The 13,681-nt window shown below is 66.0% G+C and carries 12 protein-coding genes; 2 read left to right on the forward strand and 10 right to left on the reverse strand.

The window, feature by feature from the left end:
• Positions 1-12 precede the first annotated feature (12 nt).
• From ACZ1A1_RS06610 to dusB, 7 genes are all read right to left on the reverse strand, one after another.
• Positions 13-876: a D-amino-acid transaminase gene (locus tag ACZ1A1_RS06610; protein WP_463619256.1), complete on the reverse strand. Its 864-nt coding sequence runs from the start codon at positions 874-876 to the stop codon at positions 13-15.
• Positions 877-884: 8 nt separating this feature from the next.
• Entirely contained in the window at positions 885-2,261 is a 1,377-nt protein-coding gene (trkA, locus tag ACZ1A1_RS06615) for a Trk system potassium transporter TrkA (protein ID WP_119256298.1), read from the reverse strand.
• A gap of 30 nt (positions 2,262-2,291) precedes the next feature.
• Positions 2,292-3,656, reverse strand: a complete 1,365-nt coding sequence (gene ntrX / locus ACZ1A1_RS06620; RefSeq protein ID WP_119256297.1) for a nitrogen assimilation response regulator NtrX — start codon at positions 3,654-3,656, stop codon at positions 2,292-2,294.
• On the reverse strand, positions 3,646-5,919 hold the full coding sequence (locus tag ACZ1A1_RS06625) for a sensor histidine kinase NtrY-like (RefSeq protein WP_463619257.1): 2,274 nt from the start codon (positions 5,917-5,919) through the stop codon (positions 3,646-3,648). Before ACZ1A1_RS06625 ends, ntrX begins: the two co-directional genes overlap by 11 nt.
• Before the next feature lie 201 nt (positions 5,920-6,120).
• A complete protein-coding gene (gene ntrC / locus ACZ1A1_RS06630; RefSeq protein WP_119256296.1) occupies positions 6,121-7,575 on the reverse strand; it encodes a nitrogen regulation protein NR(I) in 1,455 nt (484 codons plus the stop codon).
• The gene (locus ACZ1A1_RS06635; protein WP_463619258.1) at positions 7,575-8,723 is read right to left on the reverse strand and encodes a two-component system sensor histidine kinase NtrB; all 1,149 of its coding nucleotides are present in this window, start codon (positions 8,721-8,723) and stop codon (positions 7,575-7,577) included. Before ACZ1A1_RS06635 ends, ntrC begins: the two co-directional genes overlap by 1 nt.
• Positions 8,720-9,745 (reverse strand): tRNA dihydrouridine synthase DusB, encoded by a 1,026-nt coding sequence (gene dusB, locus ACZ1A1_RS06640; protein ID WP_463619259.1) that lies wholly within the window; start codon positions 9,743-9,745, stop codon positions 8,720-8,722. Before dusB ends, ACZ1A1_RS06635 begins: the two co-directional genes overlap by 4 nt.
• A 144-nt stretch (positions 9,746-9,889) precedes the next feature.
• Between dusB and ACZ1A1_RS06645 the strand changes: the two genes are divergently transcribed.
• The gene (locus ACZ1A1_RS06645) at positions 9,890-11,101 is read left to right on the forward strand and encodes a bifunctional 2-C-methyl-D-erythritol 4-phosphate cytidylyltransferase/2-C-methyl-D-erythritol 2,4-cyclodiphosphate synthase (protein ID WP_463619260.1); all 1,212 of its coding nucleotides are present in this window, start codon (positions 9,890-9,892) and stop codon (positions 11,099-11,101) included.
• A complete protein-coding gene (locus tag ACZ1A1_RS06650) occupies positions 11,098-11,598 on the forward strand; it encodes a CinA family protein (protein ID WP_415212784.1) in 501 nt (166 codons plus the stop codon). The genes ACZ1A1_RS06645 and ACZ1A1_RS06650 overlap by 4 nt, the downstream gene beginning before the upstream one ends.
• Here ACZ1A1_RS06650 and ACZ1A1_RS06655 read toward each other — a convergent pair.
• The 3 genes from ACZ1A1_RS06655 to lipA form a co-directional block, all read right to left on the reverse strand.
• Positions 11,587-12,048 carry a type II toxin-antitoxin system RatA family toxin gene (locus ACZ1A1_RS06655; protein ID WP_313193035.1) on the reverse strand — a complete coding sequence of 154 codons (462 nt, stop codon included), beginning with the start codon at positions 12,046-12,048 and terminating at the stop codon, positions 11,587-11,589. The two genes, ACZ1A1_RS06650 and ACZ1A1_RS06655, sit on opposite strands and share 12 nt — an antisense overlap.
• Positions 12,049-12,057: 9 nt before the next feature.
• Complete coding sequence (locus ACZ1A1_RS06660) at positions 12,058-12,618, reverse strand: P-loop NTPase family protein (RefSeq protein ID WP_463619261.1); 561 nt, start codon at positions 12,616-12,618, stop codon at positions 12,058-12,060.
• 71 nt (positions 12,619-12,689) lie between these two features.
• Positions 12,690-13,667 (reverse strand): lipoyl synthase, encoded by a 978-nt coding sequence (gene lipA, locus ACZ1A1_RS06665; RefSeq protein WP_313193033.1) that lies wholly within the window; start codon positions 13,665-13,667, stop codon positions 12,690-12,692.
• Between the last annotated feature and the right edge of the window lie 14 nt (positions 13,668-13,681).

Here is a 13,681-nt window from a genome sequence, read left to right on the forward strand (position 1 = left end):
TCGGGTTTGGTATCAAATCGCGGTCTTCTCCGCAACGGCGAAAAAAGCGTCCCGAAGTTTCTGCGCGGTCAGGCCGGGATGGCCGTTGGCGATCGCGTGTCCGTCGATAGCGACGACCGGCAGGCAGATCGTCGTCGCGCCGGTGACGAAGACTTCCCGCGCTTCCAGCATTTCCACGACGGAAAAGCGCCGCTCCTCCACCGCAATGCCGAGCTTTCCGGCGACGTCCATCAGCGTCGTGCGGGTGATGCCGCGCAGGATCGCGCGGTCGGCCGGGCGTGTCACGAGCCTGCCCGCCTTGTCGACGATCCACAGGTTCGTCGCGCCGCCCTCCGTCACATTGCCCTCGGCATCGACGAAGATCGCCTCCTGCGCGCCCGCCTCCTTCGCCTGCTGGCGGGCAAGCACGTTCGGCAGCAGGCCGACCGTCTTGATGTCCACCCGCTCCCAGCGATTGTCCGGAACGGTCACCGCCTTGATGCCGGCCGCATATTTCTCGGCGCCTGCCGCTGCGCTCAGGGCTTTCGCGGTGACAACGAGCGAGGCCCGCACCTCCGGCGACGGGAAGACATGGTCACGGCGGGCCGTGCCGCGCGTCACCTGGAGATAGACCATGCCGTCGGTCACGCGGTTGCGGCGAAGCACTTCCTTCATGATTCCGACCAGCGCGGCGCGGGGCATCGGCGGGCGGATGCGGATTTCACCCAGCGAGCGGTCGAGCCGGTCGAGATGGCGCGTCAGGTCCACGATGAAGCCATGCCGTATCTGGCAGACCTCGTAGACGGCATCGGCGAAGAGGAAGCCACGGTCGTCGATATGCACGGCGGCATCGGCATGGCGAACGTAGCGGCCGTTGACATAGGCGAAACGGGGCATGGGAAATCCTAGAAATACTGGATGCTGACGCGGAAGAGCTGCTCGACATGGCGCACGGCCGCCGCCGCGGCGAAGAGCACGACCCGGTCCTTCGCCTTGATCTTCGTGTTGCCGTCCGGACGGATTACCGTCTGGTCGCGATAGACCGCGCCGATGCGGATGCCGGGCGGCAGCTCGATCTCGCGCAGCGGGCGGCCGACCAGCGGCGAGGTCTCCAGCGCCTCGGCCTCGATCACCTCGGCGGAGCCCTTCTGCACGGCGTAGACGGCGCGGATGCGGCCCTTGCGGACATGTTGCAGGATGCCGGAGATCGTGACCGCGCGCGGGTTGATATGGGCGTCGATTCCGAGGGTCTTGGTGAAATCCTCATAGGCCGGATCGTTGATCAGGACGAGGTTCTGCTTGCAGCCGAGGCGCTTGGCCATGACGCTGCCGAGAATGTTGATCTGGTCGTTGTTGGTGAGCGCGACGATCAGGTCCGCATCCTGGATATCGGCCTGCAGCAGCATCCGCTGGTCGAGCGCAGAACCATGCAACACGACGGCATTGCGCAGCTTGTCGGCGACCGCCACGGCGCGCTCGCGGTCGCTCTCGATGATCTTGAGCCGCGTCTTCGGCTGGTAGTCCTCGATGGCCTTGGCGACGAAATAGCCGATATTGCCGCCGCCTGCGATGACGATGCGGGCCGCCTCCTGCTCCTCGTGGCCGAAGAGCGCGAGCGTGCGCCGCACATGCCCCTTGTCGCAGACGACATAGGCGAGATCGCCGGAATGGAGCTGGTCGGAGGAATTGGGAACGAAGAGCCTGCCGTTGGAATAGATGCCGGTGACGGTGGCGTTGAGGTCCGGGAAAAGCTCACTGAGCTGTTTCAGCGGCGTCTCGACGACCGGACAATCCTCCATGCACTCGATCGCCACCATGACGATGCGGTCGTCGGCAAAGCGCACGACATCCGTCGCGCCGGGGAAGGAGATGCGCCGCAGCACCATCTTGCCCACCTCCACCTCCGGCGAGATGGTGACGTCGATGGGCATGTTCTCGCGCGAGAAGAGGTCGGAATATTCCGGCGCCAGATAGTTCTGCGAGCGGATGCGGGCAATCTTGGTCGGCACGTTGAAGAGCGAATGCGCCACCTGGCACGCGACCATATTGATCTCGTCGAACAGCGTGACGGCGATGATCATGTCCGCCTGGTCGGCGCCGGCCTTTGCCAGCACCTCGGGATGCGCGCCGTGGCCGACGACGCCGCTGACGTCGAGAGTCTCGGTGATGGCCGCTATCAGCGAGGGCTGATTGTCGATCACCGAGACGTCGTTCCCCTCCTCGGACAAGCGTTCTGCGATACCGTAGCCGACGCGTCCGGCGCCGCAGATGATGACCTTCATGACGTCGAATCCCTCAAATCCCCGAGGGCCTTATACGCCAAGCGACTTCAGTTTGCGATGGAGCGCGGAGCGTTCCATGCCGACGAATTCGGCCGTGCGGGAGATGTTGCCGCCGAAGCGGTTGATCTGGGCGATGAGATAGTCCCGCTCGAACATCTCGCGCGCCTCGCGCAGCGGCAGCGTCATGATGTGCTGGTCGCCCTGGGTCGAGATCTTCGGCAGCATGTCGCCGACTTCCGTCGGCAGCATGTCGGCGGTGATCGGCGTATCGGGACCGTCGCTGCGGGCGAGGATCATCAGCCGCTCGATATTGTTGCGGAGTTGGCGGATGTTGCCCGGCCAGTCGTGCGCCTGGAGCACGGCGAGCGCATCGTCGCCGATCTTGCGTGCCCGGATGCCGGCCTGCTCGCTGACCTGGCGCATGAACATGTCGACGAGGAAGGGAATGTCCTCGCGCCGCTCGGCAAGCGGCGGCACGCGCACCGGCACCACCGCGAGGCGATGGTAGAGGTCTTCCCGGAAGCCGCCCTCGGCGATCAGGCTTTCGAGATTGTAGGCCGTGGAGGAGATGATGCGCACGTCCACCTTCACCCGCTTGGAGCCGCCGACGCGCTCGAATTGCTGGTCGACGAGCACGCGCAGGATCTTGTTCTGCGTCTCGCGCGGCATCTCGCCGATCTCGTCGAGATAGAGGATGCCGCCATGGGCCTCCTCTAGCGCGCCGGTGCGGCGCGGCTGGCCGGGCGTGCCCTCCGTGCCGAAGAGGGCAATCTCCATGCGCTCCGGCGTGATGGCCGCGGCATTCAGCACGACGAAGGGGCCGTTCGCGCGGCTCGACTTGCGGTGGATCATGCGCGCCACCAGTTCCTTGCCGGAGCCGGAGGGGCCGAGGATCATGATGCGGCTGTTGGTCGGGGAAACCTTCTCGATGTTCTGGCGAAGCTGCGAGACGGCGACGGACGTGCCGATCAGCTCGGCCGGATCGCCGGAGCGCTTCTTCAGCTCCGTCACCTCGCGGCGCAGCTTGGAATTTTCCAGCGCCCGCTCGGCGATCAGGATCAGCCGGTCAGCCTTGAAGGGTTTTTCGATGAAATCGTAGGCGCCGCGGCGGATCGCCGAGACGGCGGTCTCGATATTGCCGTGGCCGGAGATCATCACCACCGGCAGGTCCGGGTGGCGGCTCTTGATCTCGTCGAGCAGCGCGAGGCCGTCGAGCTTGCTGCCCTGCATCCAGATATCGAGGAAGACGAGGCGCGGCACGCGGTCGCTGATGGCGGCAAGCGCGCTGTCGCTGTCGAAGGCAGTGCGCGTCTCGTGCCCCTCGTCCGAAAGAATGCCGGAGACGATCTCGCGGATGTCCTCTTCGTCGTCCACTACGAGAATATCAGACGCCATGGCTCATTTCCTTGCTCTTATTATCCGCATCGGCGGCCACCGTTTCCTCGTAGGGCAGGATCACGCGGATCATTGCCCCGTGGCCGTGGTCGAAGTCCGCAGGCGCATCGTGCAGCTCGAGCTGCCCGCCATGGTCTTCGATGATCTTCTTGACGATTGCGAGGCCGAGCCCCGTGCCCTTGTCGCGCATCGTCATGTAGGGTTCGAGAATGCGGTGCCGGTTCTCGGTCGGAAGGCCCTTGCCGTTGTCGACGACGTCCACGACGAAGCGGCGGCCCGCATCGTCCGGCCGGGCGCGCACGAGGATCTTGCGCTCGTCGCGCGAGGCATCCGGCGGCAGCGCCTCGATGGCCTCCACCGCGTTCTTAATGAGATTGCCGAAGGCCTGGCCGAGCATGCGTGCGTCGAAGAGCCCCGTCAGCGGCACCTCGCCGAGGTCCTTGTGGAAGGCGACGTGGTTGTTGCCCATCTCGCGCAGGAACACCGCATCCTTGAGGATGCCGCGCAGGTCCGAGCGTTCCTTCGTCGGCTTCGGCATGCGCGCGAAGGCGGAGAACTCGTCCACCATGCGGCCGATGTCCTCGACCTGCCGCACGATGGTATCCGTACACTGGTCGAAGACCGCGCGATCCTCCTGGTCGATCTGCTTGCCGTAGCGGCGGCGGATGCGTTCGGCGGAAAGCTGGATCGGCGTCAGCGGGTTCTTGATCTCGTGGGCGATGCGGCGCGCGACGTCCGCCCAGGCGGTCGAGCGCTGGGCGATGACGAGGTCCGTGATGTCGTCGATAGTGACGACGTAGGATTCCTGCGCGTCCTTGGCCTCCTCGCGCGTCACCTGCACGTTCAGCGTCCGCTCCTTGCCGCCATGCATGATGTTGACCTGCCGACGGTAATCGTTGCGGTGGCGGTGCGACCCTTCCGCCAGCACGGCGGCGATCTCCGGCGCCACCTCGGCAAGCGGCTGGCCGATCAGGTCGTTCACCTGCCGGCCGAGCAGGATTTCCGCGGAAAGATTGGCGATGTTCACGCGGCCGTCGCCCTCGACGCCGATGACGGCGGCCGTCACACCCGACAGCACCGCCTCGATGAAGCGGCGGCGATGGTCGACCTCGTCCTTCGCGTCGAGGATCTGGTCCTGCTGCGCGCGGATTTCCGCGATCATCTTGTTGAAGGTGCGCGAGAGGTTGCCGACGTCGCCATCGGCGATGCGCACGGGCACGCTGACGTCGAGATTGCCCGACGCCACGCTGTCGGCCGCGCCGATCAACTGGCGGATCGGCCGCACGATGCGGTCGGCCACCGCGATGGCGGTCCAGATAGCGGCGAGAAGCACGATCAGCGCGAAGCCGATATAGAGCACGCCGAAGGCGATCTGCAGCGTCGTGCGCCCGGCTTCGAGCGCGCGGTACTCGGCCGTATTCTCCTCCATCAGCCGCATCGAGCGCATGACCTCGGGATCGACCGTGCGGACCGTATAGAGGAAGGCGTCCGGTATGTTTTCCAGCTTGATGATCGCGCCGACGAGATTCGTCGCACCCGGCGGGATGAGCGTCGGCTGGCCTGCGGCGGAGGCCCTCAGCGCGTCCTCGGGGATCGGCGGCAAAGGATTCTCGGTCGGGATATTGGCCTGCAGGATGGTCGATCCGTCGGCGCGCATCAGGAAGGCACCGAGCATCCCGCGTCCGCGCGCCTGCCGCGTCATCAGCTCGATGAAGCCGGTGCGGTCGAGGCTGTAGAGCTGGCGGTTGCGGTCGAGGTCGTTGGCCATGGAGACCGTCTGGCCCTGCAGATAGCTGGCATTTTCCAGCACATAGGCCTGCGCCACGTTCAGCGACGAGCTGACGATCGACTGGGTGCGGATGGAGAACCAGCGGTCGAGGCCGACATCGAGCGTGATGGACGCGAAGATGGCGACGAGCACGGCGGGCGTGATCGCCACGATCGAGAACAGCGCGACGATGCGCACGTGAAGCCGCGCGGCGGCGCGGCCGCGGCTGCGGGCGCGCAGCAGCCGCAGGATCTCGCGGCCGATCAGGAACATCAGGCCGACGACGAAGAGCGCATTGATCGACGCCGAGGCGATGACAACGTTGGCTTCCGGCTTGATCGGCGTCAGGCCGAGCAGGATGAACAGCGAGATGGTCGCGGCGACGAGCGCGCCGCCGGCCAGCAGAAGGCCCGGCAAGGCAAAGGAGGCGCGCCGGTCGGCAACCGCCGCCACGTTGTCCTGTCCATCCGAAAGCAGGCTCACGCCTTCCGTCATCTGCCGCATCGCTCCCCGGCCGTGCACTTTTGGGGCGCCGGCGTTCTATCTTGTTTTCCGGGATGGCGCCGGCCGCGTGGAACTGGGTGCCACGCGCCCATGTTTCCTACGGCCGGGCATGCGGACCTATTCGGCCGCAACCCCCTCTGTTACCCTCAAGCAACAGATTGTGGCCAAAATGCAACGCCCCCTGCCGGCAAGTCAAGCGGAACGGGAACTTCTATACACAGATACACCCAGTTCGCGAATTTTCTTGCGCAGCGTGTTGCGGTTGAGGCCGAGGAGGTCGGCGGCCTTGATCTGGTTGCCGCGCGTGGCGGTGAGCGCGGCGAGGATCAGCGGATATTCCATTTCGGCCAGCACGCGCTCATAGAGGCCCGAAGGCGGCAGGCTGTCGCCGAAGCTTGCGAAATACTGCCGCATGTTCTCTTCCACGGCCTGCGAGATCGACAGCGATCCGCTGCGCGGAACGGCCTTTTCGATGGGGCTGTCGGGAATGTCGGCGCGCAGCTCCGCCTCGATGATCTCGCGGGTGATGATGTCCTGCGGATAGAGCGCGGTCAGCCGGCGCACGACGTTTTCCAGTTCGCGCACGTTGCCCGGCCAGGGATGCGCCTTCATCAGCTCCAGCGCCTCCTGGTCGAAGCGCTTGGCATCCAGTCCCTCCTTCTCCGCCTGCTGCACGAAATGGCGAACGAGATCGGGAATGTCCTCCGCCCGGTCGCGCAGCGGCGGCAGGCGCAGCGGCACGACGTTGAGGCGATAGTAGAGGTCCTCGCGGAAGAGGCCCTGATTGATTGACTGCTTCAGGTCCTTGTTGGTCGCGGCGACGATGCGGACATCGGTGCGGATCGGTGTGCGCCCGCCGACGGTGGTGTATTCTCCCTGCTGGAGCACGCGCAGAAGCCGGGTCTGCGCGTCCATCGGCATGTCGCCGATCTCGTCGAGGAAGAGCGTGCCGCCTTCGGCCTGTTCGAAACGGCCGGTGGAGCGGGTCTGCGCGCCGGTGAAGGCACCCTTCTCGTGGCCGAAGAGTTCCGATTCGATGAGGTCGCGCGGGATCGCCGCCATGTTGATGGCGACGAAGGGGCCGTTGCGGCGCTTGCCGTAGTCGTGCAGCGCGCGGGCGACGAGCTCCTTGCCGGTGCCCGATTCGCCGGTGATCATCAGCGTCAGGTCCGTCTGCATCAGGCGGGCGAGCACGCGGTAGATTTCCTGCATGGCCGCCGAGCGGCCGACGAGCGGCATGCCGTCCTGCGCGTCGTCGTCGAGGCGGGCCGGCTTGCGCTTCGGCTCGGAGAGCGCCCGGCCGATGATGGCGATCAGTTCGGTGAGGTCGAAGGGTTTCGGCAGGTAGTCGTAGGCGCCCTTCTCCGAGGCCTTGATCGCCGTCATGAAGGTGTTCTGCGCGCTCATGACGAGCACCGGCAGGTCGGGCCGCGCCTTCTTGATGCGCGGCAGCAGGTCGAAGGCGTTCTCGTCCGGCATGACGACGTCGGTCACGACGATGTCGCCCTCGCCGGCGGCGATCCAGCGCCACAGGGTCGCTGCATTGGAGGTGATCCTCACGTCATAACCCGCGCGGCTCAAGGCCTGGTTGAGCACGGTGCGGATCGCGGCATCGTCATCGGCAACGAGGACTGTGGCGCCTGTCATCAATCATGTCCTTTGGTCTTGGGATAGTCGTCGTCTTCACTGACGCCGCGGGAGGCCGGCATCAGCACGCGGAAAGTGGTTCGGGTGCCCTGGCTGTCGCATTCGACGATGCCGCCATGGCCGCCGATGATCTTGGCGACCAGCGCAAGGCCGAGGCCGGAGCCGTTGGTCTTGGTGGTGATGAAGGGATCGAAGAGATGCGGCAGCAGGTCCGCCGGCACGCCAGGCCCGTTGTCGTGCACGCAGAACTCCAGCGGCAATGAGATCTTCTCCCGCGTGCCGGCGACGGAGAGCCGGATGCCCGGCCGGTAGGCGGTGGTGAGCAGTATCTCCCCGTCCGGCCGGTCGCCGACGGCTTCCGAAGCGTTCTTGATGAGGTTCAGGAAGACCTGCACGAGCTGGTCGCGATTGGCATAGACCGGCGGCAGCGAGGGGTCGTAAAGCTCGCTGATCTTGATATTGCGCGCAAAGCCGGCCTTCGCGACGGCCTTCACATGGTCGAGCACGGAATGGATGTTGACGGGCACGCGGTCGACCGGGCGCTCGTCGGAGAAGACCTCCATGCGGTCGACCAGCGAGACGATGCGGTCGGTCTCGTCGCAGATGAGCCGCGTCAGCGCCCGGTCCTCGTCGATGACGGAGGTTTCCAGAAGCTGCGCCGCGCCGCGAATGCCCGAGAGCGGGTTCTTGATCTCGTGCGCCAGCATGGAGGCAAGGCCCGTCACGGAGCGGGCGGCGGCGCGGTGGGTGAGCTGGCGGTCGATCTTGTCCGCCATTGAGCGCTCCTGGATCACCACGACCACGGAGCCCGGATCGGTGGTGACGGGCGCCACGTAGATATCGACCAGCTTTTCCGCGCCGAGACGCGGGGAGCTGAGGTCCACCCGGTATTCGCTGACCGGCGCCTTGCGCTCGCGCACCTGGTCGATCAGCGTCAGGAGCGGACTGCCGAAGGGGATGAAGGCCGAGATGTCGTGGCGCGCGAGATGGCTCGCGCTCGCCCCGAAGAAGGATTCGGCCTCCCAGTTGGCGAAGGCGATCAGCCCGCCTGCATCGACGAGGATCACCGGGTTCTGGATGGCGTTGAGCACGGCGAGCGCAAGCTCGGGCGCGCGTGCCGCATTGGGATCTGCCGGCTTGCCGGTCATGCGGCCTCTCCGAGCTTCGCTGTCCCGGCCGAAAGCAGGGCATCGCCCAGCCGTCCGGCGACGAGATCGCTGTCGCGCGCCGTCATGATCACGGCCTTCGCCGCGCCGGGCAGGCCGGGCGCGAAGCGCTCCAGATACCAGCCGACATGTTTTCGCGCATGGCGCAGGCCCGCCTCGACGCCGTAGAAATCGAGCATCATGCGGTAGTGCTCGACCGCGATCGCCGAAACCTCCTCCGCGGAGGGGTGACCGCATGCCCCCGCCAGCACCGCCGGATGCCAGGGCCGGCCCTGCGCGGAGCGGCCGACCATCACGGCATCCGCCCCCGAGCGGCGGAGGATTTCCAGCGCGTCCTCGGCCGTATCGACATCGCCATTGGCAATGAGCGGAATGGAGAGGACATCGCGCACCGCGCGGATCGCATCCCAGTCGGCCCTGCCTTCATAGAACTGCATGCGCGTGCGCCCGTGCACGGTGATCATCGCCGCGCCCGCCGCCTCGGCGCGCGCGGCAATATGCGGGGCATTCAGCGAATCATGGTCCCAGCCGAGCCGCATCTTCACCGTCACCGGCACCTTCACGGCATTGACGGTCGCCTCGATCAGGCCGAGCGCATGGTCGGGATCGCGCATCAGCGCGGAGCCGGAATAGCCGCCGATCACCTTCTTGGCCGGGCAGCCCATATTGATGTCGATAATGTCGGCGCCCTCGCCTTCCGCGATGCGCGCCGCCTCCGCCATCCAGTGCGCCTCGCGCCCGGCGAGCTGCACCATATGCGGGCGGATGCCGCAATTGCGGATGCGCGACCAGCTTTCCCGCGCGTTCAGCGCCAGCTCGCGGCTCGCCACCATCTCCGTAACCACCAGCCCCGCGCCAAAACGCCAGGCGAGATCGCGGAACGGCAGGTCCGTGACGCCGGACATCGGCGCCAGCACCACACGGTTGCGCAGGGTCTGCGGACCGATCGCCAGCGGTGCGGAAAGTTGGGGGATCGCCAATTGCTCATCTTTCAAGCAGGTCATGTCTTTGCACTATTTTTAGCCACTGTTCTCGTTCTTGCCAAGCCGCAATCACGCCCGGGCGCAATTTTCCGCACGGCGCTGGCATTGCCGCATCCTTCCGGCTAAACCACCCCGAACGCTTTGAAACGGAGGTGTGGAACCGAGATGCTGGCGGAAAATGCGCTATCCTGCGGTGTTGTGATCGTTGCCGCCGGGCGCGGCGAGCGGGCGGGCAGCCATGCCGAAGGCCCCAAGCAATACCGCCGCATCGGCGGAAGGCCGGTCATCTCCCATACGCTCGATCTCTTTGTCAATTGGCCGCATGCCAAGCGTATCGTCGTCGTGATTCATCCCGATGACGAGGCGCTGTTCGAAACCGCCCGCGCCGCCACCCTGCCCGCCGGCGAGCGCCTGACGGTCGTCCATGGTGGCCAGACACGCCAGCAATCGGTGCTTGCCGGTCTCGAAGTGCTGGCCGCGGACGAGGTCAGCCATGTGCTCATCCAGGATGCCGTGCGCCCCTTCGTCGAGCCGGCCATCCTGGAGCGCACGCTCACCGCCTTCCATCATGGCGCGCGCGCCGTCCTGCCCGCCGTCGCCGTCGCGGACACGCTGAAGCGCGCGGACGCCAACGGCAATGTCGCCGAAACGGTCTCCCGCTCCGGCCTTTTCGCGGCGCAGACGCCGCAGTCCTTCCACTTCCAGACCATCCTCGAAGCCCATCGCCGAGCGAGCGCCTCCGGCCGCACGGATTTCACCGACGATGCCTCGATTGCTGAATGGGCCGGAGTGCGCGTGCATCTCGTCGAGGGCAGCGCCGGTAACGTCAAGCTCACCCTGCAGAAGGATATCGCCATGGCCGACCAGCGCCTTTCCCACGGGCTACCGGATGTGCGCACCGGCAACGGCTATGACGTGCACCAGCTCGTCGAAGGCGACGGCGTGACGCTCTGCGGCCTCTTCATCCCGCACGACCAGAGGCTTTCCGGCCATTCCGACGCGGATGTCGCCCTGCACGCCCTGACGGACGCCCTGCTCGCCACCTGCGGCGCCGGCGATATCGGCGACCATTTCCCGCCGTCCGATCCGCAATGGAAGGGCGCCGCCTCGCGCATCTTCCTCGAACATGCGGCGGCCATCGTGCGCGCCAACGGCGGCACGATCATGAATGCCGACGTCTCGCTGATCGCCGAGGCGCCGAAGGTCGGCCCGCACCGCGAGGCGATGCGGCGGAACCTTGCGGAATTCCTCGGCATTTCGCAGGATCGCTGCTCGGTGAAGGCGACGACGAACGAGAAGATCGGTTTCGTCGGGCGGCGCGAGGGCATCGCCGCGATCGCCACGGCCACCGTGGTCTACAGGGGGAGCGAGGCATGAGCATCTGGCCGGAGGATATCGAGGAGACCGCGCGGCGCATCGTCACCGATTTTTCCACGCGCGGGCTGATGATCGCGACCGCCGAATCCTGCACGGCAGGCCTTATCGCCGGCGCGCTCACCGAGATCGCCGGCTCGTCCAACGCCTTCGACCGCGGCTTCGTCACCTATTCCAACGAGGCGAAGCAGCAGATGATCGGCGTGTCGGCCGAAACGCTGAAGGCGCACGGCGCCGTCTCGCGCCCCACGGCGCTGGAGATGGCGGAAGGCGCCATCCGGCATTCGAACGCGGATATCTCGGTCGCCGTCACCGGCATTGCCGGCCCCGGCGGCGGCACGGACGAAAAGCCGGTCGGCCTCGTCCATCTCGCCGCGGCGCGCAAGGGCCGCGAAACGCTGCACCGGGAAATGCGCTACGGCGATATCGGCCGCAGCGCTGTGCGGCTTGCGACGGTCCGCACCGCCCTTGAAATGCTGGTCGAACTTTCAGCCGATTGACGGGCCGCCATAGATCGCCGCCGCGCGCTTCTCGAAGGCGTCGGTGAACATGCGGAAGGCGCGGTCGAACATCGAGCCCATCAGCGCGCCGAGGATGCGGCTCTTGAACTCGTAGTCGATGAAGAAATGCACCGAGCAGCCGCCGTCCGGCGTCGCCTCGAAACGCCAGCGATTGTCGAGATAGCGGAACGGTCCGTCGATATATTTCACGTCGATGGCCCGCTCGGCCCGGTTCAGCAGCACCTGCGTCGTGAAGGTCTCGCGGATTGCCTTGTAGCCGACCGTCATGTCCGCGATCAGCAGCTCCTTGCCGTCCCGCTCCTTGCGCGAACGCACCGCCAGCCCCTCGCAGAGCGGCAGGAATTCCGGATAGCGTTCGACATCGGCGACGAGGTCGTACATCTGCTCGGGCGTATGGGGAACGGGTCTGCGGGTTTCGAACTGGGGCATGGCCGAGAGCTAATGAACCGCGGCAAGTCTTGCAAGTAGCCGGTTGTTCTCGCGCCGCGATTTCAACACGCAAACCGGCACTTCGGGTCCAAATGCCGCAAGATTCTCCTCGATCTCGGGGCTTTCCCTCTTCTCGAAATTCCAGACATAGGCGAGGAATTCGCGGTCGATCTTCTCCGGGCAATCGTCGGCCATTTCCGGCCGCGAGCGCCCGCGATAGCGCAGCCAGCGCGAAATCACGCCGTAAAGCGACATCAGGCGCGGTGGGCGAAGCCAGAGCACCAGATGGGTGCGTGGCAGGCGCAGCGGCAAGGTGCCCGGGCTGGTGCCGTCGATGATCCAGCGCTCGCCTGCGACGATCCCCTGAAGACGCGCCAGCGCCTCGGCGCGCGGCCGCGTCTGCCAGCCCGGCAGCCAGAAGATCTCCCGGTCCATCGAGACGTAAGGCAGACCGATCAGGCCGGCGAGGCTGCGCGCCAGCGTGCTCTTGCCGCTGCCCGAGCAGCCGATCACCAGCACGCGCTCCGCGGTTTTCAAACGCTCCGCCGCTTCCTCGATTGTGATCGTCATCGCCGCCTCCGAAATGAAAAGCCCCGCCGTCTGGCAGGACGGCGGGGCTTAAAGGAGGCCGGCGGAAAAGTCTATTCCGCGGCGGCGAGAAGCTTCTTCTCGCGCGCGGCGCGCAGGCGGGCGAAGTCGTCGCCGGCATGGTGCGAGGAGCGCGTGAGCGGGCTGGAGGAGACCATCAGGAAACCCTTGGTATAGGCAACGGTCTCGTAGGACTTGAATTCTTCCGGCGTCACGAAGCGGTCCACCTTGTGGTGCTTGCGCGTCGGCTGGAGATACTGGCCGATGGTCAGGAAGTCGACGTCGGCAGTGCGCAGGTCGTCCATCAGCTGGAGCACTTCGTTGCGCTCCTCGCCGAGGCCCACCATGATGCCCGACTTGGTGAACATGGTCGGGTCCAGTTCCTTCACGCGCTGCAGGAGGCGGACGGAATGGAAGTAGCGTGCGCCGGGGCGAACCGTGAGATAATTGCCCGGCACGGTCTCCATATTGTGGTTGAAGACATCCGGCTTGGCGGCGACGACGCGTTCCAGCGCGCCCGGCTTCTTCAGGAAGTCCGGCGTCAGGATCTCGATGGTCGTCGAGGGGGAAGCCGCGCGGATCGCCCAGATAACCTTCTCGAAGTGCTCGGCACCGCCATCCGCAAGGTCGTCGCGGTCGACGGAGGTGATGACTACGTGCGACAGGCCCATCTGCTTGACGGCCTTGGCGACATTCTCCGGCTCCGCCATGTCGAGCGCGTTCGGCTTGCCCGTCGCCACGTTGCAGAAGGCGCAGGCGCGGGTACAGATCTCGCCCATGATCATGAAGGTGGCGTGCTTCTTGTCCCAGCACTCGCCGATATTCGGGCAGCCCGCTTCCTCGCACACCGTCACCAGCTTGTGGGAGCGCACCAGATCGCGCGTCTCCTGGTAGCCCTTGGAGACCGGCGCCTTGACGCGGATCCATTCCGGCTTGCGCAGCACTTCCGTGTCCGGCCGGTGGGCTTTTTCCGGGTGGCGCACGCGCGGGGCGTTGGGGTCGAGATTGGTGCGGTCGAGAATGGTGACCATGTCTATCCACTTTC

The organism is Shinella sp. R2-11, assembly GCF_055330205.1.